This is a genomic window from Phocaeicola paurosaccharolyticus JCM 15092, assembly GCF_000613805.1.
In the GTDB taxonomy this organism is placed as follows: domain Bacteria; phylum Bacteroidota; class Bacteroidia; order Bacteroidales; family Bacteroidaceae; genus Phocaeicola; species Phocaeicola paurosaccharolyticus.
This window is the reverse complement of record NZ_BAJR01000045.1, coordinates 1-21,236: the sequence shown is the minus strand read 5'-3', so window position 1 is coordinate 21,236 and position 21,236 is coordinate 1. Positions and strand designations below refer to the sequence as shown.

Genomic DNA, 21,236 nt, shown 5'->3' with positions numbered 1-21,236 from the left:
CAGGCGGTAAGTATTAAATTATAATAAAATAGTATATAAGACTGATTTAATTATAAATTTAAAATAGCTAAAGTGTACATGAATTGCAAAAAAACTTTATATTTGCATTAAAGTAACGAATTTTTTCTAATATGAGCAGCAAATTGTTGAAAGAAATAGCAAAAGGCACAAAAGGAGCAGTTATGAAAAAGAAGATTATCACTTATTTCATATATAATAGTTGTGCTACTATTACTGACTTGGCCAAAGAAATGGATTTAAGTGTCCCTACAGTCACAAAATTTGTTGAAGAGATGGTAGAAGAGGGGTATGTTAATGAATGTGGTAAGCTTGAGACGAGTGGTGGCCGTCATCCAAATCTTTATTGCTTGAATGCTGATTCCGCCTATTTTATAGGAGTAGATGTCAGTGCTTTCTATGTTAATATTGCTCTTATTGATTTCAGAGGTGAGATGGTTATGGTTGAAACGGGCATACCATTTAAGCCTGTAAATGTCCCAGAGAATTTTGAGGAACTTTGTGTTATTATCAAGGGCTTTATAAATAAGGTACCTGTAGATAAGAAGAAGATTCTTAATGTTAATATTGACATGCCGGGTAGAATAAACTCTGAATTGGGATATAGCCATATCTTATACAATTTTAATGATAAACCAATTTCTGAAGAGTTTTCAAAGAGATTCAATGGAATGAGAGTCTCTGTTGATAACGATACAAGAGGAATGGCTTATGGAGAGTATGTTCAAAGTCATCTCAAAGATGAAAAGAATATAATCTTCATAAATGTAAGCTGGGGACTTGCCATGGGTATTATTATCGATGGTAAACTGTATAAAGGAAAGTCTGGCTTTGCCGGAGAGTTTGGTCACAACTATGGGTACGATAATGAGATAATGTGTCATTGTGGAAAGAAGGGGTGCATTGAGACTGAGGTATCAGGAGTTGCTCTTCACCGAATTCTACTTGAACATATCAGAGATGGAGAGAGCTCTATTATATCAACAATGAAGAGTGATCTTTCTGAAGTTACTCTTGATGATATTATTGACGCTGTATCAAAAGAGGATTTACTATGCATTGAGTTAGTTGAGGATTTAGGAAGGAAACTTGGCGGACATATAGCAGGACTTATAAATATCTTTAATCCCGATCTTATTGTTATAGGAGGAGATTTGTCTAAAACAGGTGACTATCTATTGCAGCCTATAATCAGTACAGTAAGGAAGTATACGCTAAACCTTATGAATCGTGATTCTTTAATTATAGAATCAAAACTTAAGGAAAAGGCTGGTATCATAGGATCATGCATGCTGTCAAGAAGTAGACTTTTTGAGGTGTAGTATAATTATAATATAGGTAATATAACAGACAGAGTGAAACTCAGAAGATAATTATATCTTTTAAGTTTCACTCTGTCTGTTATATCTATAGTCTCTCTGCTACTGCTAAATATCATTCAGCAATATCTCGAAAAGACATTTTATAAAGAAGAGTTATCAAACTCATTCTTTAGATCCTGCCATGATTCAGCAAAAGAGTTCATGGATGGGAAAAGAAGGTTCGCTCCTTCATCAAGCAATATATTGTCATCTAGAGGTCCGGTATTTACTGCTATGGTAAATATTCCAGCAGCAACTCCTGCCTGAACGCCTAATGGAGCATTTTCTATCACTACAGCCTCGTTAGCTTTTATACCGGCTTTCTCAAGTGCCATAAGATATGGTTCCGGATGTGGTTTTCCGTGTTTTACATCATAAGCCGTTACCATCAACTCCTCTTTGAATATGTCAGGGAAGTTTTTATTCAGTCTGTCGAGAAGTGATTTCTGTCCCGAACCTGTAACAACCATGGGTATAAGCCCTTGAGAACTAATCTGTGTGAGCACTTCGAGTGCGCCTGGCATTCTTTCTGATTTTGGGAAGCTGTTGAACTCTACAGTCTTTGCTTTATAGATTGTTTCAATCTCCTCTTGGGTTGCATCATGGCCTCTCTCTCTATTAGATACTATATTAATAGTCGATGAGCCCGTTCTTCCCTCGTGCATATATGCCTCCTGCTCACTAAGATTGTATCCAAATTTCTTCATCACTCTATGCCATGATTTGGCATGGCTTGGCATGGAGTTAAAGAGTACTCCATCCATGTCGAAGAGAACAGCCTTTAAGTTTATTGAGTTGTATCCTCTTGAAGTTAGATAATTGTGTATTGCTTCTTTGTACATTTATTAATCTTAAAATGTCATCTCTTGCTGACAGGTCATTAAAAAGGAGACCTGTAGACAAGGGATGACATTATTATTTTTGCTGACGTCAAGGCGTCATTTTTTCATTTTAAAACAGTGCTTAACCGATGTTTATCGGTACTGTTCAAATTATAGTCTTGCTTGAATAGCTTTAGATTCCTCTTCGTAACCTGGTTTGTTAAGAAGGGCGAACATATTCTTCTTGTAAGCCTCTACACCTGGTTGGTTGAATGGATTTACTCCAAGGATATAACCGCTAATACCACAAGCCTTTTCGAAGAAGTAGATCAACTGTCCAAGGTAGAACTCGTTTAGTTCAGGAACAGATACTCGCATATTTGGAACACCACCATCAACATGTGCAAGCTGTGTACCAAGTTCAGCCATCTTATTAACCTCGTCTACACGTTTTCCGGCAAGGAAGTTCAGACCGTCAAGGTTTGCTTCATCAGAAGGAACTACAAGTGTGTAATTAGGGTTCTCAATAGAGATAACTGTTTCGTATATTGTTCTCTCACCTTCCTGAATCCATTGTCCCATTGAGTGAAGATCTGTAGAGAAGTCTACAGCAGCAGGGAATATACCTTTATTTTCCTTACCTTCAGATTCTCCATATAGCTGTTTCCACCACTCCATGAAATAGTGAAGTTTAGGGTTGAAGTTTACAAGTATCTCAATCTTCTTTCCATCTTTGTAAAGAGCATTACGTGTTGCTGCATAAACAGCAGCTGGATTTTCAGCAAAAGGAACATCGTTTCCGCAAGCTTTCTCCATTGTAGCAGCACCTTCAATAAGTTTGTCGATATCAAATCCTGCAACTGCAATAGGAAGGAGTCCTACCGGTGTAAGTACAGAAAAACGACCACCTACATTATCAGGAATAACGAATGTGTTGTAACCTTCGTTGTTGGCTGTAATTCTAGCAGCACCTTTCTTCGCGTCAGTAACAGCTACAATAACCTTCTTAGCCATCTCTTTTCCTCTTTGATCTTCACACTGTTTCTTGAGAAGACGGAATGCCAAAGCTGTCTCAGTTGTTGTTCCTGATTTAGATATATTTATTACGCCGAATTTCTTATCCTTAAGATAGTTAGTCAACTCGTATAGATAATCCTCACCGATATTATGACCTGCATAGATCATGATAGGAGCATCCTGCTCTTTCTTTAGCCATTGAAAGCTGTTTGACAGAGCCTCTATTACAGCACGAGCACCGAGGTAGCTACCTCCGATACCTGCTACAACAACAACTTCGCAGTTGTCACGAAGAGTCTTAGCGCAATCTTTAAGTGCAGCCAACTCTTCCTTTGTTATTGATGATGGAAGGTGGAGCCAACCTAAGAAATCATTTCCTTTACCTGTACCTTTGTCAAGAGTCTCCATGCACTCCTTAGTCAAAGAAGCATAAGAATCTATTGTCTCTTTTGATACAACAGAGCTTACCTTGTTGATATTTAAACTAATATTTTTCATTATATATGAATTTTACCTAAATGAATCAGTTAATAATTTTATCTCAATCATAGGAGATATACGTTCGTATAATATGTTATATACAGCATCCATAATAGGCATGTTTACATGAAGATGCTTGTTTATCTCTTTTATGCATTTAGTTCCATAATAACCTTCCGCAATCATTTCCATCTCTATTTGAGCACTCTTGACAGAGTAACCTTTACCAATCATAGTTCCAAAGACTCTGTTTCTACTGAACTTGGAATATGATGTTACAAGAAGGTCTCCTAAGTATACGGAATCCTGTATGTTACGTTTGCAAGGGCTAACCACATTAAGGAATCTGTTCATCTCTTCTATTGCATTCGAAATGAGAACAGCCTGGAAGTTATCTCCATATTTCAATCCGCTGCAAATACCTGCAGCTATAGCATAAACATTTTTAAGTACTGAAGCGTACTCAATACCTGCAACATCGTAGCTAACAGATGTCTTGATATAGTTACCTGAAAGCTGTTTTGCGAAAATTTCGCTTTATCAATATCCTCGCACCCTATAGTTAGGTATGAAAGTCTTTCAAGTGCTACCTCCTCTGCATGACAGGGACCTCCAAGAACAGCTAAGTTCTCTACTGGTACGTCATAAACTTTATTGAAATAGTCAGATACAATTAAATTTTCATCTGGTACAATACCTTTTATGGCAGTCACGATGAACTTATCCTTAAGTTTCATCTTGAGCTTTTTCAGATGAATCTTCAAGTATGGAGATGGAGTGACAAAAATCAGAGTGTCGGAATCTTTTACGATGCTGTTTATGTCTGATGAGAAATTTATTCTCTTCATGTCGAAACGCACACCTGTAAGATAAGCCGGATTATGACCAAGGCGCTTGAATTCTTCAATTCTATCGTCTCGGCGCATATACCAGTTTATTGAATCGTCGCATTGGGATAATACTATTTTTGCAATAGCAGTAGCCCAACTTCCGCCACCCATTATCGCTATTTTACCGGGCAATTTCATTATATCATATTAGATTTTGCTAATCCACTCTGTGACTTGTTCAACAGTAGGATTTGTCAATTCCAATTTATATTTCTTATTTATACCACAAATGTCCATGTGAACTTTCTGTGGGTTTACATCTTTCATGTCGCTTACCAGATTGTATCCGGCCTTCTGAATTACAGGAACCCAATCTTCGCTGATGCCAATTTCCATGAACTTAGCAGTAGAATCTTTTGGGGTAACTTTCTCCGGACGCATCTGTGGGAAGAATAATACTTCTTGAATGTATGCATTTCCAGTCATTAACATAGTAAGACGGTCAATGCCGATACCTATACCTGATGTTGGAGGCATACCATATTGTAAAGCGCGTAAGAAGTCTTGGTCAATAAGCATTGCTTCATCATCTCCCTTATCAGCTAAACGCATCTGTTCAATGAACCTCTCTTCTTGGTCGATAGGGTCATTAAGCTCTGAGTAAGCATTAGCCAACTCTTTTCCATTAACCATCAACTCAAAGCGTTCTGTTAAACCTGGTTTAGAACGGTGCATTTTAGTAAGAGGTGACATCTCTACAGGGTAATCAGTGATGAAAGTTGGTTGAATGAAAGTACCTTCACAGAATTCACCGAAGATTTCATCAATCAACTTACCTTTACCCATAGTTTCGTCAATTTCCATGTTAAGTGCTTTACACACTTCACGTATCTCTTCTTCACTCTTATTGTTCAAATCATAACCGGTCTTCTCCTGAATAGCTTCCAAGATAGGAAGACGACGATATGGAGCCTTGAAACTGATAGTCTTTCCGTCGATAACTGTTTCTGCACAGCCGTTTACAGCTATACATATACGTTCAAGCATCTTCTCTGTGAAATCCATCATCCAGTTATAGTCTTTGTACTGTACGTACAATTCCATACATGTAAATTCAGGATTATGTGTCTTGTCCATACCTTCGTTACGGAAGTTCTTTCCAATTTCATATACACCCTCAAAACCACCTACAATAAGGCGTTTCAAATATAGCTCAGTAGCAATACGCATATATAATGGTATATCCAATGAGTTATGGTGAGTAACGAATGGGCGTGCACTAGCACCACCGGCAATCGATTGAAGGATAGGAGTTTCTACTTCTGTATATCCAGCTTCGTCAAAAACAGCACGCATTGTCTTGATAATAGTAGAGCGTTTCATGAATGTCTCTTTTACGCCATCATTTACTATCAAGTCTACATATCTCTGACGATATCTTAATTCAGGATCTTCAAATTTATCATATGCCACACCATCTTTATATTTCACGATAGGTAGCGGTTTTAAAGATTTAGATAAAACAGTAAGCTCTTGAGCATGAATACTTATCTCGCCCATTTGTGTGCGGAATACGAAACCTTCTATTCCAATAAAGTCTCCAATATCAAGCAGGCGTTTGAATACTACATTGTATAGGTCTTTGTTCTCATCTTTACAGATGTCATCACGTGTGATGTAGACCTGAATACGTCCTTTTGAGTCTTGAAGTTCTACGAAAGAGGCCTTTCCCATGATACGGCGGCCCATAATACGGCCTGCAACCGATACTTTACGTGGCTCACTTTCATCATCTTTGAACTCATCTTTTATATCTGTTGAAAACGCATTCGTTTTGTACTCTGCAGCTGGATATGGGTCAATACCCAAAGCACGCATTTCGTTCAGACTGTTGCGTCTGATTATCTCTTGCTCACTTAGTTCTAATACGTTCATCCTGTTAAAACATTATGTCAATTTGGCAACAAAAGTACTAAAGATTTTGTAATAAACATCAATAGGATATGGTTTTATTTAAAGTTGCGCTCTGTTATACTGTGTTATGTCTTTTTGTACAGTTCTTAAATTATGTTGTATTTTAGGCGTTTTTGTCTATTATGTTTTAAAAGGTTGCTCGTTTTTTAATAAAGAGATATCTTTGTTAGGTAATTATTAGTGGAAATTATGAAAAAAATCTATGGACTATTTTTATTGATAGGATTGTTATTTGTCAGTATGTCTGCAAAGGCACAGAATACCACTCCTGATTCAGTAGGATATTTGGTTAAGGTTGGACAGACTGCTCCTGATTTTGAGATGCTGCTGACCAATGGACAGAAGGTTAAACTATCATCATTAAGAGGAAAAGTTGTTATGCTTCAGTTTACGGCAAGTTGGTGTGGTGTTTGTAGGAAAGAGATGCCTTTTATTGAAAAAGACATATGGCAAAAACATAAAGGTGATAAAGTATTTGCTCTTTATGGAGTTGACAGGGATGAGCCTTTGGCAACAGTAGAGAAGTTTATTTCACAGACAAAGATAACCTATCCGATGGCTCTTGATAAAGGAGCTGATATTTTTGCACTTTATGCTGACCGTAACGCCGGTATAACTAGAAATGTGCTTATAGATAGAGAGGGAAAGATTGTTATGCTTACACGCCTGTTCAATCAGGAGGAGTTCACAAGTTTGTCGAAGAAGATTGATGAACTATTAATGAATTGATATGAGGTTTTTCACGTTTGTTTTTTTTATTCTTACTATTTTCCCTTCTGCGTTATATTCACAAAAAAAGAGCGATCAATCCAATGTTAGAAAGCTTTTCGGAAAGTATTCAAAATTTCAGGTAACGGAGACCTCTCTCAAGGGTACTTCGTTTTATCTGGTAAGTGGGCATGGTGGTCCTGATCCGGGAGCCATAGGTAAGTACAATGGTAAAGAGCTACACGAAGATGAGTATGCTTACGATATAGTTTTGAGACTTGCCCGTGAACTTATGTCACGTGGGGCGAAAGTTCAAGTGATAATTCAAGATGAGAAGGATGGCATAAGAGATGATTACGTCTTAGAGAATAGCAAAACTGAGACATGTATGGGGGATCCCATTCCACTCAGTCAGATTGATAGACTTAGCCAAAGGTGTATGGCTATTGACAAAATTTACAAGACAGATTGGAGCAGGTATAAAAGAGGTATATTTGTCCATGTGGACAGTCGTGGTGAAGGTGAACAGACAGATGTTTTCTTCTATAACGCACCGGGAAGTAAGAAGGGTAAGTCATTGGCTGATAATTTGCAGTCTACATTCAATAAAAAATATGGTAAACATCAACCTAACAGAGGTTTTACCGGAACTGTAGGTGAACGTGATCTGTATGTTCTTGTAAACAGTCAGCCTATTTCGGCTTTTCTTGAACTTGGTAATATAAGTAATCCAAAGGATCAGAAGAGACTTGTTATACCGCAAAATCGTCAGGCACTTGCCGTATGGATTGCTGATGGAATAGAAAAAGATTATAAAGAGTATAAACATTAGTTTTTAAACCCGTAAAAGGAGTTTTATTATGAAAGGCAAAATTGTATTTATTACAGGTGCATCTAGCGGAATAGGAGCAGGGTGTGCAAAAAGATTCGCTCGCGAAGGAGCCAGATTGATTCTGAACGGACGTAATACAGGCAAACTATCAGAGCTTAATGAACAACTTAAGAGCGAATATAAAGTGGATACGCTTTTGTTGCCATTTGATGTAAGAGATAGAGCTGCTGCAAAGAGTGCTTTAGATAATCTTCCTGAGGAGTGGAAGGCAATTGATATTCTTGTCAACAATGCAGGACTTGTTATTGGTGTAGATAAGGAACATGAGGGAAATCTTGATGAATGGGATATCGTTATCGATACAAACATTAAATCTCTTCTTGCTATGACAAGAATGGTTGTTCCTGGTATGGTTGAGAGAGGTAGAGGTCAGATTATCAATATCGGTTCAATAGCAGGTGATGCTGCATACCCTGGTGGAAGTGTGTACTGCGCTACTAAGGCTGCTGTAAAGTCACTTACTGACGGACTTCGTATGGATTTGGTTAATACTCCTCTAAGGGTTACATTGATCAAACCGGGACTTGTTGAGACAAACTTCTCTGTTGTGCGATTCCGTGGTGACAAGGATAAGGCTGACAATGTATACAAAGGTATTCATCCGCTTAATGGTGATGATATTGCAGAGACAGTCTATTTTGCTGCATCTGTGCCTGAGTATATGCAGATAGCAGAGATGTTGGTAATGCCGGTTCATCAGGCTTCAGCAACAGTAACTTATAAGAAGAATTGATAAAACGAACTCTGTTACATTTAGCAGAGGTTATAAAAAATAAAACGGCAGTGCCTCTTCGTTTAGAATGAGGTGCTGCCGTAATTTGTATCTATATTCGTTCTATCTGTTTTTAAGATACGTATAATGCAAATTCAGTGTCTGATATGACAAAATATTCACTTCACAATTGTGAACTTTATACTCTTCAGTGAAGTCTATATAATTTACAGCTGTGGAGTATATACTTCACAACTGTAGAGTTCATAACCATTTAGTTAATAATGTAGTTTAACTATAAAAGTTGACTCTTTATTGTCTTATTTATAAAACTTGTTGACTTTGATTATACTATTTTTATTAATGGTTTACTCAATAATTTATATTTGTATATGAAGTTGACTAGTATTTTTGTATTAAGCAATAAAAAAATTCCCCTTTGAGCTTTTTATAACTCAGAGGGGAATTGAAATATTAGTTATTCAAAGTGTTGTGGAATAGGTATTTACATTGAATAGTTCAAGCTAACACCGAACACCTTGTTTGTACGAGAATATGTATCTGTACCAGGTAATCCTGTGCCATTGTAGCTTGACATCTCTTTTTTATAGTCTTTGTAATTTGTCCAGAAGTAACCTACGTTAAGATTTAACTTTTCTGTCATCTTAACCTCTGCACCGAAACCAAAAGAGTTAGAGTCGCAGTAGAAGCTTGTATCGCTTTGGAATCCGTCAGACAATCCGTAATCAGTATTCTGGTATCCACCGCTTAATGTAAGTCTGTTGAAAACATCCCACTCTATACCAAACAAATATTCGTTTGTTCCTTTTGTAAGAGCTTTGTTCTTGTCGTGTGCCATTCCTGCTGATTTGTCATCATAGAAGTGGTATTCAACAGCTGCTCTTAGGTTAGGAAGAATGCTGTACTGTGCAGCAACTGTGAGAAGAGAAGGAATGTCGTTTGGCGTATTAACTCCATCTTCGTAGTCTTTAAGAACACCGTCTGGAGCCTTTAGTGTCTTAGTATTGTTTTCTATATTAAGATTTGTTTTGAACTCATATTTAGCACCGAAGTTCCATCTCCCTAATTTCACGTCAGCACCGATTATAGGAGTGAGTCCCCATCCGCTCTGATCGCAATCCAACTGAATATCCATAAGTTGATTACCACCAAACTGTTCTTTAAGTGTAGCATCAACGAAACCTTTGTAACCACTGCTTACGTAGTTCATTCTACCTCCGCCGAAAACACCGAGCCATTCGTTAACTTTATAGCTAAGGCCTAATTGCGCACCGAATATATACTGGTGTCCGCTCATAGCTGTCTTGATGTCGTACATGCCTGGTATTACAGTTCCTTTTGTTGCTTGGTATATTCCGGCCATAGTAACAGATGTGAACATTGGCAGACCATGTGAGAAAGATGCTTTACCACCACCACCTGTAATTGCGAAACTTCCTGAAAGGACCCAATTGCCTTTTTTGTAAGCAGCTTGTATACTTGGTATAACAGGAGCAGATGCTGTACCTTTATATTCCTGAGTCAATGTACCTATAGCCTGTTGACCACCAACTACTCCATTGTAGTAGCCAAAAGTGGCATCAATGTTTCTTGTCTGGTATGCGTTCTGTATTGTAAGTCCGTAGTGAAGGCCCTCATTTTGAAGAAATGCAAGACCGGCTGGGTTCGAATATGTACCATCTATTGCGATAGATGCACCTCTCGCAGGCATTCTTAAGAAAGAGGCATGCTGATTTGTATTTGTTAAGATACCACCTGCAAAAGTTGAATTTGAAACAAATAATGCAGCAGCTGCAATTATTAATAATTTCTTCATTTTATTTCTAAATTTAAATTTCGGGGTCAAAGATATGTATAAATAGCACACTGACAAACATTTTGTGCAATATATTTCAAAAAAAGTAATATTCGAAATAGTTACAAGTGAAACTATGTATAAAATTTCTTAGTACTTAATATATGCTAATATTTATGATTATTAAGGTATTAGGAATAAAATGTACTATTTTTGCCTAGCAAAAGATTGAGCATTAATTATATGTATAATAACAGGAAAATTTGGGATGTAAGCTATCCGGTACTGCTTGGATTGCTGGCACAGAACATTATAAACGTCATAGATACCGCTTTTCTAGGCCGAGTCAGTGAGGTCGCACTTGGAGCATCTGCTTTGGGTGGTTTATTATATATATGTGTGCTTACGGTAGCTTTTGGGTTCAGTGTAGGCTCACAGATCCTTATAGCTAGAAGAAATGGAGAGGGCAGATACTCTGATATAGGAGTTATAGTTCAGCAGGGCATAATATTTATGTTTATACTTGCAGTGATTCTGTTTTTTATAACTCGCTTTGTTGCTCCTACTTTTATTGATATGGTTATAACAAACAAGGATATTAATCAAGCTACGAATGAGTTCCTTAGCTGGAGAATGTTCGGTTTCTTCTTTTCCTTCATAAATGCTATCTTTCGTGCCTTCTTTATCGGTATAACAAAGACAAAGGTTATAACGATGAATGCCATAGTGATGGCACTGGCTAATGTGGCACTCGATTATGCAATGATATTCGGTCATTTTGGTTTCCCTGGATGGGGAATTAAAGGTGCAGCTATTGCATCTGTAATATCCGAGGCTTTGTCAACACTATTCTTCTTGCTATATACATATGGATATACTGATTTCAAAAAGTATGGACTTAAACGTATCAAGAGTTTCGACTTCCCTCTTCTGTCCAGGATACTGAATATTTCAAGTTTTACAATGTTCCAATATTTTCTCTCCATGAGTGTATGGTTTGTATTTTTCGTTGCTATTGAGAGAATAGGTCAGAGGGAACTTGCCATTGCTAATATAGTGAGGAGCATATATGTAGTACTGTTAATTCCTGTGCAGGCGCTATCTGTAACAGCCAATTCGCTAGTAAGTAACCTTATAGGCAGTGAGGGGGCATCTAACGTAATGAAACTTTTAGGCAAGATTTCTAAGATGTCTCTTCTCATAATGGTCGCTTGCGCCTCAGTAACAATAATATTCCCAAAAGGGATCCTCTCTGTTTATACAAATGAGATAGGACTGATAAATGAAGCTATACCATCACTTTATGTAATATCAATAGCAATGATTGTGGCATCTGTGTCGAATATATATTTCAATGGTATATCGGGTACAGGAAATACTAAGGCGGCACTTATCCTTGAGACTATTACACTTGCAATATATACAATATATATATTTGTAATAGCTCTTTACTTCCGCTCTCCGGTATCTGTTTGTTTTTCAGCAGAAATCGTTTACTATCTATTGATGCTCATTTGCAGTATCCTTTATTTCAAAAAAGGAAAATGGCAGGATAAAAAGATATGATTTTAATTAACTTTTTTGTATTTTTGCCACCTATTATAATAATAAGTAATTTGAAACAGGTATAATATAATGTTCGATAATTTAAGTGACAGACTAGAAAGGTCTTTTAAAATCCTCAAGGGTGAGGGTAAGATTACGGAAATAAATGTTGCAGAGACATTAAAGGATGTTCGTAAAGCATTGCTTGATGCCGATGTAAACTATAAGGTAGCTAAGAATTACAGATACTGTAAAAGAAAAGGCACTTGGTCAGAATGTACTTACTGCTGTTAAGCCAAGTCAGTTGATGGTGAAGATTGTTCATGATGAACTAGCCAAACTTATGGGTGGTGAGACTGCAGAAATCGAACTTACAGGTCGTCCTGCAAAGATTCTTATGTCAGGTCTTCAGGGTTCAGGTAAAACTACCTTCTCTGGAAAACTTGCCAAGATGCTTAGCACAAAAAAGAACAGAAAGCCTCTTTTGGTTGCTTGTGACGTTTACCGTCCTGCTGCTATCGAACAGCTTAAGGTTTTAGGTGAGCAGATTGGAATACCTGTATTCTGTGAGGAGGATGTTAAGGATCCTGTAAAGATTGCACTCGATGCTATACAAGAGGCTAAGGCAAAAGGTTATGACCTTGTTATTGTCGATACTGCAGGACGTCTTGCTGTTGACGAGCAGATGATGAACGAGATTGAAGCTATCAAAAATGCTATAAATCCGGATGAGACTCTATTTGTTGTCGACTCAATGACCGGTAGGATGCAGTAAACACTGCTAAAGAGTTTAATGACAGACTTGACTTCAACGGTGTTGTGTTGACAAAACTTGATGGTGACACTCGTGGTGGTGCTGCGCTCTCAATACGTACTGTAGTCGACAAACCAATAAAATTCATAGGAACAGGTGAGAAACTTGATGAAATAGATCAATTCCATCCGGAACGTATGGCTGACCGTATATTGGGTATGGGTGATATCGTTTCACTTGTTGAACGTGCTCAGGAACAATATGACGAGGAGGAAGCAAAACGTCTTCAGAAGAAGATTCAGAAGAATCAGTTCGATTTCAATGACTTCCTTTCACAGATACATCAGATAAAAAAGATGGGTAATCTTAAAGACCTTGCTTCAATGATACCTGGTGTTGGAAAAGCTATAAAAGATATAGATATTGATGATAATGCATTCAAGAGTATTGAGGCTATTATCTACTCAATGACTCCGGAAGAGAGAACGAACCCTGGATTATTGAATGGCACACGACGTACTCGTGTTGCTAAGGGCAGTGGCACTACGATCCAAGAGGTTAACAGATTGCTCAAACAGTTTGATCAGACTCGAAAGATGATGAAGATGGTGACGAGCAGTAAGATGGGTAAGATGATGCCTAAAATGAAAAAGTGATAATATATGATATAAAGAGGAGAGAGTGTGAGCTTTCTCCTCTTTTATTTTAAAATCTTTCTAAGATATGCTACATTTGTTTACGGGCATATTGTAGCTCAGGTTATAGTAATTTATTTTGTACATTTCAATATATAATTAATATGCAACTAATAGATGGAAAAATGATTTCGGAACAGGTAAAGCAGGAAATTGCTGTTGAAGTTGCCGAAATAGTAGCAAAAGGAGGTAAGCGTCCTCATCTTGCTGCAATCCTTGTAGGACATGATGGAGGTAGTGAAACTTACGTAGCTGCAAAAGTTAAAGCGTGTGAGGTCTGTGGTTTCAAATCATCACTTATACGTTATGAGGCTGATGTTACAGAAGAAGAATTACTTGCAAAGGTAAGAGAGTTGAACGATGATCCCGATGTTGACGGATTTATAGTACAGTTGCCTCTGCCTAAACATATATCAGAACAGAAGGTGATTGAGACTATAGACTATAGAAAAGATGTTGACGGATTCCATCCAATCAATGTTGGTAGGATGTCTATAGGATTACCTTGCTATGTTTCTGCTACCCCAAATGGAATCATTGAACTCCTGAGAAGATATAATATTGAGACTAAAGGCAAGAAATGTGTAATCCTTGGAAGAAGCAACATCGTTGGAAAGCCAATGGCAAGCCTTATGATGCAGAAGAGATATCCAGGTGATTCTACAGTAACTGTATGCCATAGCCATAGTGCGGATTTGAAAGAAGAGTGCCGGAAAGCTGATATCATAATTGCAGCACTTGGACAGCCAAACTTTGTAACTGCAGATATGGTTAAAGATGGTGTAGTAATTATTGATGTGGGTACAACACGTGTACCTGATGCCACAAGAAAATCAGGTTTCAAACTTACAGGTGATGTGAAATTTGATGAGGTAGCTGAAAAATGCTCATTCATAACTCCTGTTCCAGGTGGTGTGGGACCTATGACTATTGTTTCTTTAATGAAAAATACTCTTCTGGCAGGTAAAAAAGAGATATATAAGTAAGCAGATATCTAAAAATAGAGAAGATTGCGATCATATTTACATATTATCGCAATTTTCATATTATCAGTATTTTAATTATAATAGCTGGCTTTGATAGGCGGTTTTGAAGATGATTTTTTCCTTAATATAAGTAAAAAATAGAGTCGAACGCTTGTAGATTTAAATAAAAAGGCTACCTTTGCATCGCTTTCGAAAGGAAGTATAAATGGTGGATGTAGCTCAGCTGGTTAGAGTGCCGGATTGTGGTTCCGAAGGTCGTGGGTTCGAACCCCATCTTCCACCCCTCAAAATAATTAATCCTTGCAAACATTTGTTTGCAAGGATTTTTTTGTTTACTGCTCTTTCGTATTAACTTTGTTATCTTAAAGAGAAAGATTTTAGTCTCTACATTGAACTTAGTATACTACCTGTAATATTATAGAATATGGATATAGAATCTGTACGCCTCTATTGTCTCTCTAAAAAAGGAGCAGAAGAGTCATTCCCTTTTGATCAAGATACTCTGGTATTTAAAGTGATGGGGAAGATGTTTGCATGTCTAAGCCTTGAAAAAGCACGTTTTGTCATTCTGAAGTGCGATCCTGAATATGCAATCGAGTTACGTGAGAAATATAACGAGATTGAGGGAGCTTTTCATTTCAATAAGAAGTATTGGAATCAGATAGACTATACTGCAGGAGTGGATGAAAAGTTGATAAAGCATCTTATTGATCACTCTGTGGAGGAGGTATACAAGAAATTTACAAAGAAAGTGAAGGAGGAGTATGATAGGCTATGATAATGACTTCAGAGGTCATGTAATTCATAAAGAGGAGTTGGACTCTACAAACAGTTACCTAACTAAACTTTGTGATGCAGAAAAGGTTGATGAATATACTACGGTATTGTCTGATTTCCAGACTCGTGGTAGAGGGCAGATCGGCAATAGCTGGGAGTCGGAGAGAGGTAAGAACCTAACATTCAGTACGGTAGTATATCCGACGAATGTTATTGCGCGCGATCAGTTCATTATCTCTATTATCACATCAGTTGCCATTTGCGATGCTCTGAGTAAATATACAGATGACATATCAGTGAAATGGCCTAATGATATCTATTGGAAAGATAAAAAGATATGTGGAATGCTTATAGAGAATGATCTGCAAGGCATCTATGTGTCAAGGTCTGTTTTGGGTATAGGAGTAAATGTCAACCAGCAAAAATTCTATTCTGAAGCTCCTAATCCTGTCTCATTATACCAGATAATAGATAGAGATGTAGAATTGGATGTTCTACTTAATGACATCATATGCCGATTGAAAAATGGCTTCGACAAGATAAGACTCAATGATATTGATTGCCGAAACAGAGTATATTCACAATACAAAAATCTTCTTTTTAGAAGAAACGGAATCTATCGTTTCCGTGACAAGAACGGGGAGTTTATGGCATCGATTTATGATGTTCAACTTGATGGTCATCTTATCTTACTGGATACCGATAACAGGTTACGCAACTATCTGTTTAAAGAGGTAATGTATCTGTTCCCATAATAATCCTACTTTTACTGATGTTACTTAAATAAAGTAAGAAAATCAATTCTGAATAGCCTCGATGTAATGTTTAGTATAATAAATGGATTGATAATAGGTAAAATGTAATCTTTAGGAAAGTTTTTGTAACATAAAAATTTATGACTTGTTATTAGCATTGATAATTTTGTATCAATGCTAATAACAATTTAATTTTTTTTATGAGAGCAATAATTTTATCTTTTATTTTTCTATTCTCACTATCTGTCTATTCTCAAGAAAGCAGAGTCGAAAACTGTATGATGCCTTGTAAACTTTTGCAAGGTGTATCGTTAAGAGAGTATTCAGTTTATCTCCCAAAAGATTTTGATAAGAACAGCGACAAGAAATATAACGTGCTATACCTTTTGCATGGCGGTGGCTGTGCAAATACTGACTGGGCACAGTTTGGTGGACTGAAGGAAAAAGCCGACAGCCTTATTGCTAGTGGTGAAGTTGATGAGATGGTCATTGTATGTCCTGAAGGCAACAAGAACAATATGATCTGGTTCAATGCTCCTCTGTGGAAATATGAAGATTTCTTCTTCAATGAATTCATGCCATATATTGAAAATAAATACCGTTGTAAAGGAAGTAAGGAGTCACGCTCAGTGGCAGGTTTCTCTATGGGTGGAGGAGCATCAATGGTATATGTTGTACATCACCCGGAAATGTTCAATACTGCTTATGGATTAAGTAGTTATCTCTATAAAATTCACCTTGATTTCTTGAATAATGATCCATCAGGTGAATGGAGACAAAATATCATCGATGCTAATAACCCGGTAAAAGCCATTGCAGCTGCTTCGGATGGTAATATCAGGGCGCTTAGAGGTGTGAGATGGTTTATAGATTGTGGGGATGATGATTTTACTTTCGGAATGAACATTGAACTTATTCAGGCGATGAGAAACAAAGGTATTCAATACCAGTTCCGTTCACGAGATGGAGGTCATGACTGGAGATACTGGAATCCATCGCTAAATGATATCATTAAGAATGCTTTTGAAAAATAAAACTATATAATTTATTATTATGAAAAACATAAAAAGTCTTTTATCATTTTCTTCTCTTCTTTTGCTCCTCTCAGTGAATGCAAACGGGCAGAATCCAATAATTAAGGATCAATTCACTGCTGACCCTACAGCAAGAGTTTTTGAAGGCAAAGTATACCTATATCCTTCACATGATATCCCAGCTCCTTCTGACTATTCTCGTAAGGACTGGTTCTGCATGGAAGATTACCATGTGTATTCTTCTGAAAATCTTATGGATTGGACAGATCATGGGATAATAGTAAGCCAGGAAAGCGTTCCTTGGGTAGCACCTAAATCTTATTCAATGTGGGCACCTGACTGTGTCTATAAAAATGGGAAATATTATTTCTATTTCCCTTCTGCTCCAAAAGGTGAGGGCATGCGTGGTTTCGGAGTAGGCGTTGCCACCTCTGATAAACCTTATGGCCCTTTCACTCCTGAAGAGGCTCCTATAAAAGGGGTCTTTGGTATAGATCCATGTGTCCTTGTTGACGCTGATGGACAATCTTATATTTATTGGTCAGCCGGAGGTATCTCTGTAGCTAAGCTGAAAGACAATATGATGGAATTGGATACTAAACCTCTAAGAATTAATACTCTTCCAAAGAAGGGACTTATTGAGGGACCTTTTGCCTTCCAACGTAATGGTAAATATTATCTTACTTTCCCTTGGGTTAGAGAGAATATTGAGGTTTTGGCTTATGCAATGAGTGATAATCCTATGGGACCATTCGAGTTCACCGGTATTATTATGGATGAATCACCTACAGGATGTTGGACAAATCACCATTCAATAGTTGAGTATAATGGACAATGGTATCTATTCTATCATCATAATGACTACTCACCTAAGTTTGATAAGAACAGATCTACAAGAATAGATTCACTCTCCTTTAATGCTGACGGAACTATTCAGAAAGTAATCAGAACAGAGAGAGGTGTAGGTGTACATCAATATGCTAAGACAATTGAAATAGACCGTTTCAGCAAGAAATCGGATAATGCTGCTATTGAATATATTAACCGTGAGATCCCTACATTAGGATGGAAGGTTGTATTCAGTAAACCTGAAGCATGGGTAAGCTATAACAGCGTTCAGTTCCCTGAAAAGAGTAGCGGAAAACTTAATCTGACATCTAAGGTGAAATCTGAGAAGGGGGCTACTCTACAGGTATGGAGCCAGGTGAAATCGGACAAGAAACTACTGGGAGAAATTAAGGTTCCTGCATCTACAGAGTGGCAAAATATAAGTTCTTCTGTAAAAGGTAGTAAAGGCTTGCAGAATATAGTTCTCTCAATGAAAGAGGGAGAGAGTGCAGAGGTCGACAATATAACTTTCGCAGAATAATAATTAAACCTTTTCATGAAATGAAGAATTTATTTGTAATAGGTCTGCTATTCTGCTCAACATCCCTATCTGCTCAGATGTTGCCATATCAGAATCCCCAACTCACTTCAGAAGAGAGAGCAAAGGATCTTGTTTCAAGACTCACTCTTGAAGAGAAGTCAATACTTATGTGCGATGAGTCGGAAGCAATTCCCAGAATGGGCATTAAGAGATTCGTATGGTGGAGTGAGGCACTTCATGGAGTAGCTAATCAAGGTGATGTGACAGTTTTTCCTGAACCTGTTGGCATGGCAGCATCTTTCAATGATGGCCTTCTGTTCAATATCTATGATGCCGTTTCTGATGAGATGCGAGCAAAGCATAATGACAGAGTTAAAAAGGGCTTGGAAGACCAACGCTTTTATGGTTTGTCTGTATGGACACCTAATGTGAATATATTCCGCGATCCAAGATGGGGACGTGGTCAGGAGACTTATGGTGAGGACCCATTTCTATCATCAAAGATGGGAGTAGCTGTAGTAAAAGGTCTTCAAGGGCCTCAGGATGCTAAATATAGAAAACTTCTTGCTTGTGCTAAACACTATGCAGTGCATAGTGGCCCTGAGTATACACGCCACAGTGTAAACCTGAATGATATCAATCCTAGAGATCTTTGGGAGACATATCTCCCAGCTTTTAAGGATTTGGTGCAGAAATCGGATGTACGCCAGGTTATGTGCGCATATCAGCGACTTGATGATGAACCATGTTGTGGTAACACTCGTCTACTTCAACAGATACTACGTGATGAGTGGGGATATAAACATATGGTTGTATCCGACTGTGGTGCTATATCTGACTTCTGGTCAAGTCATAAGTCATCTTCCGATGCCGTTCATGCTGCTGTGAAAGGTTCTCTTTCGGGTACAGATGTAGAGTGTGGATATGGTTATGCATATATGAAACTTCCGGACGCTGTTAAAAAGGACCTTATCAAAGAGAAGGATATAGATAAGAATGTAATCCGTCTGATGACACAGAGATTTGAACTGGGTGAGATGGATGATCCATCTATTGTTCCATGGAGTAAAATACCTATGTCTATTATCAATTGTAAGAAACATAAGGAACTTACACTTGATATGGCCCGTCAGAGTATGGTGCTTCTACAGAATAAAGATAATATCTTGCCATTGAGTAAAAATATTAAGAAGGTGGCGGTAATAGGACCTAACGCTGATGATAAACCTATGATGTGGGGTAATTATAATGGTACTCCTTTTACAACAATTACTATCCTCGATGGTATAAAGAGTAAATTAGGAAATAAGAAAATAGTATACGATAAAGCATGCAGCCTAATAGATGACCAGGTGCTTATATCACTCTTGCCAAATTGCTCATTTGATGGTAAGAAGGGTATAAAAGGTACATTCTGGAATAACCAGAAGATGGAGGGTGAGCCTGTATCTACAATACAGATAGTAGATCCTATAAATGTATCTACCTATGGTAACCACTCTTTTGCTCCAAAAGTAAACCTTCTTAAATTCTCAGGAAAGTACCAGACTGTGCTTACTTCATCTGTAACAGAAGATATAGTATTCCGTATTGCCGGAGCAAGCTATTGGGAACTATTTGTCGATGGCAAATCAATAAAGGAGTCACGTTCATGGAGAGATACAGAGTATAAGATTCCATTTAAGGTTGAAAAGGGAAAGAAGTACAATATTGAGTTACGTTATGCACAGATAGAGACATATAATGCTAACCTTAAGTTTGATTTAGGAAGAGAATTACCTCTTGATTACAAAGCTTCAATAAATAAACTCAAAGATGTAGATGTTGTAGTATTTGTAGGTGGTATATCACCTCAGCTGGAAGGAGAGGAAATGCCTATAAATCTTCCAGGTTTTAAGGGAGGCGACCGCACTGACATTGAGTTACCTGCTGTACAACGCACCTTCCTTAAAGAGTTAAAGGCTGCAGGAAAGAAGGTGATTTTTGTAAACTGCTCAGGCTCTGCAATGGGACTTGTTCCCGAGACCGAGAGTTGCGATGCTATTCTTCAAGCTTGGTATAGCGGTGAACAAGGAGGAAATGCAGTGGCTGATATTCTTTTCGGTGATTACAATCCATCTGGAAAACTCCCTGTAACATTCTATAAGAGTATCTCTCAGTTGCCCGATTATGAGGACTATTCTATGAAGGGTAGGACATACCGCTATATGAGTGATCCTCTCTATCAGTTTGGCTACGGATTGAGTTATACAGATTTTCAGATAGGTAAGGCTGGCGCTGATAAGTCTAAGATTAAAGATGGAGATTCAATAAAACTTACTCTTCCTGTAAAGAATATAGGTAAAAGAGCAGGAACTGAGATTGTTCAGATATATATCAAGAAGATTTCGGATACTAATGGACCTCTGAAATCCTTAAAGGGTTATAAGAGAGTTACTTTGAAACCAGGTGAAGAGCAGAATATTGAGATAGTAATACCTGCATCGTCATTTGAATGTTTCGATGAGAAGAGCAATACAATGTGTGTTACTCCTGGTGAGTACAAACTTATGTATGGAAATAGCTCGGCTGATAAGGATCTTCAGACTATGAATATAACATTAATGTAGTTATACTTCACCGATAATAGACAGATATACTATTACTAATAGACGAATTACCCACCTGATTTCAGGTGGGTAATTTCTTTTAG

At 37.6% G+C, this 21,236-nt stretch carries 15 protein-coding genes, 1 tRNA gene and 2 pseudogenes; 13 read left to right on the top strand and 5 right to left on the bottom strand.

All coding sequences use genetic code 11. From position 1 onward, the window contains the following. Positions 1–131: 131 nt before the first annotated feature. Entirely contained in the window at positions 132–1,340 is a 1,209-nt protein-coding gene (locus tag JCM15092_RS13500) for an ROK family transcriptional regulator (protein WP_024995111.1), read from the top strand. Between the two features lie 140 nt (positions 1,341–1,480). Here JCM15092_RS13500 and JCM15092_RS13495 read toward each other — a convergent pair whose 3' ends face one another. The 4 genes and pseudogenes from JCM15092_RS13495 to lysS form a co-directional block, all read right to left on the bottom strand. Then, positions 1,481–2,221 (bottom strand): inorganic diphosphatase, encoded by a 741-nt coding sequence (locus JCM15092_RS13495; protein ID WP_024995110.1) that lies wholly within the window; start codon positions 2,219–2,221, stop codon positions 1,481–1,483. Between the two features lie 150 nt (positions 2,222–2,371). Further along, positions 2,372–3,715: a glucose-6-phosphate isomerase gene (locus tag JCM15092_RS13490; protein WP_034542069.1), complete on the bottom strand. Its 1,344-nt coding sequence runs from the start codon at positions 3,713–3,715 to the stop codon at positions 2,372–2,374. A 12-nt stretch (positions 3,716–3,727) separates the two neighbouring features. Then, positions 3,728–4,725: pseudogene (locus JCM15092_RS16260) on the bottom strand (NAD(P)H-dependent glycerol-3-phosphate dehydrogenase). A 9-nt stretch (positions 4,726–4,734) separates the two neighbouring features. Then, on the bottom strand, positions 4,735–6,462 hold the full coding sequence (gene lysS, locus JCM15092_RS13480; RefSeq protein WP_024995108.1) for a lysine--tRNA ligase: 1,728 nt from the start codon (positions 6,460–6,462) through the stop codon (positions 4,735–4,737). A 228-nt stretch (positions 6,463–6,690) separates the two neighbouring features. Between lysS and JCM15092_RS13475 the strand changes: the two genes are divergently transcribed. The 3 genes from JCM15092_RS13475 to JCM15092_RS13465 are packed head-to-tail and all read left to right on the top strand — an operon-like array spanning position 6,691 to position 8,834. Further along, positions 6,691–7,230: a TlpA family protein disulfide reductase gene (locus JCM15092_RS13475; RefSeq protein ID WP_024995107.1), complete on the top strand. Its 540-nt coding sequence runs from the start codon at positions 6,691–6,693 to the stop codon at positions 7,228–7,230. Position 7,231: 1 nt separating this feature from the next. After that, positions 7,232–8,041 (top strand): N-acetylmuramoyl-L-alanine amidase family protein, encoded by an 810-nt coding sequence (locus tag JCM15092_RS13470; RefSeq protein ID WP_024995106.1) that lies wholly within the window; start codon positions 7,232–7,234, stop codon positions 8,039–8,041. 28 nt (positions 8,042–8,069) lie between these two features. Beyond that, the gene (locus JCM15092_RS13465) at positions 8,070–8,834 is read left to right on the top strand and encodes an SDR family oxidoreductase (protein WP_024995105.1); all 765 of its coding nucleotides are present in this window, start codon (positions 8,070–8,072) and stop codon (positions 8,832–8,834) included. A gap of 484 nt (positions 8,835–9,318) precedes the next feature. Here the strand turns inward: JCM15092_RS13465 and JCM15092_RS13460 are convergent, their stop codons facing one another. After that, positions 9,319–10,650 (bottom strand): OmpP1/FadL family transporter, encoded by a 1,332-nt coding sequence (locus tag JCM15092_RS13460; protein ID WP_024995104.1) that lies wholly within the window; start codon positions 10,648–10,650, stop codon positions 9,319–9,321. Positions 10,651–10,872: 222 nt separating this feature from the next. Between JCM15092_RS13460 and JCM15092_RS13455 the strand changes: the two genes are divergently transcribed. From JCM15092_RS13455 to xyl3A, 9 genes and pseudogenes are all read left to right on the top strand, one after another. Then, entirely contained in the window at positions 10,873–12,195 is a 1,323-nt protein-coding gene (locus tag JCM15092_RS13455; RefSeq protein ID WP_024995103.1) for an MATE family efflux transporter, read from the top strand. A 69-nt stretch (positions 12,196–12,264) separates the two neighbouring features. Beyond that, a pseudogene (gene ffh, locus JCM15092_RS16255) lies at positions 12,265–13,584 on the top strand (signal recognition particle protein). Between the two features lie 143 nt (positions 13,585–13,727). Then, entirely contained in the window at positions 13,728–14,609 is an 882-nt protein-coding gene (gene folD / locus JCM15092_RS13445) for a bifunctional methylenetetrahydrofolate dehydrogenase/methenyltetrahydrofolate cyclohydrolase FolD (RefSeq protein WP_024995102.1), read from the top strand. A 207-nt stretch (positions 14,610–14,816) separates the two neighbouring features. Beyond that, positions 14,817–14,892 (top strand) — tRNA-His (locus JCM15092_RS13440). A gap of 141 nt (positions 14,893–15,033) precedes the next feature. Beyond that, positions 15,034–15,387 carry an MmcQ/YjbR family DNA-binding protein gene (locus JCM15092_RS13435; protein ID WP_024995101.1) on the top strand — a complete coding sequence of 118 codons (354 nt, stop codon included), beginning with the start codon at positions 15,034–15,036 and terminating at the stop codon, positions 15,385–15,387. Then, entirely contained in the window at positions 15,374–16,141 is a 768-nt protein-coding gene (locus tag JCM15092_RS13430) for a biotin--[acetyl-CoA-carboxylase] ligase (RefSeq protein ID WP_024995100.1), read from the top strand. The genes JCM15092_RS13435 and JCM15092_RS13430 overlap by 14 nt, the downstream gene beginning before the upstream one ends. A gap of 200 nt (positions 16,142–16,341) precedes the next feature. Next, positions 16,342–17,175 (top strand): alpha/beta hydrolase, encoded by an 834-nt coding sequence (locus JCM15092_RS13425; protein ID WP_024995099.1) that lies wholly within the window; start codon positions 16,342–16,344, stop codon positions 17,173–17,175. 19 nt (positions 17,176–17,194) lie between these two features. Next, positions 17,195–18,544 carry a family 43 glycosylhydrolase gene (locus JCM15092_RS13420; protein WP_034542067.1) on the top strand — a complete coding sequence of 450 codons (1,350 nt, stop codon included), beginning with the start codon at positions 17,195–17,197 and terminating at the stop codon, positions 18,542–18,544. 20 nt (positions 18,545–18,564) lie between these two features. Then, positions 18,565–21,153, top strand: a complete 2,589-nt coding sequence (gene xyl3A / locus JCM15092_RS13415) for a xylan 1,4-beta-xylosidase (protein WP_024995097.1) — start codon at positions 18,565–18,567, stop codon at positions 21,151–21,153. Positions 21,154–21,236: the final 83 nt, after the last annotated feature.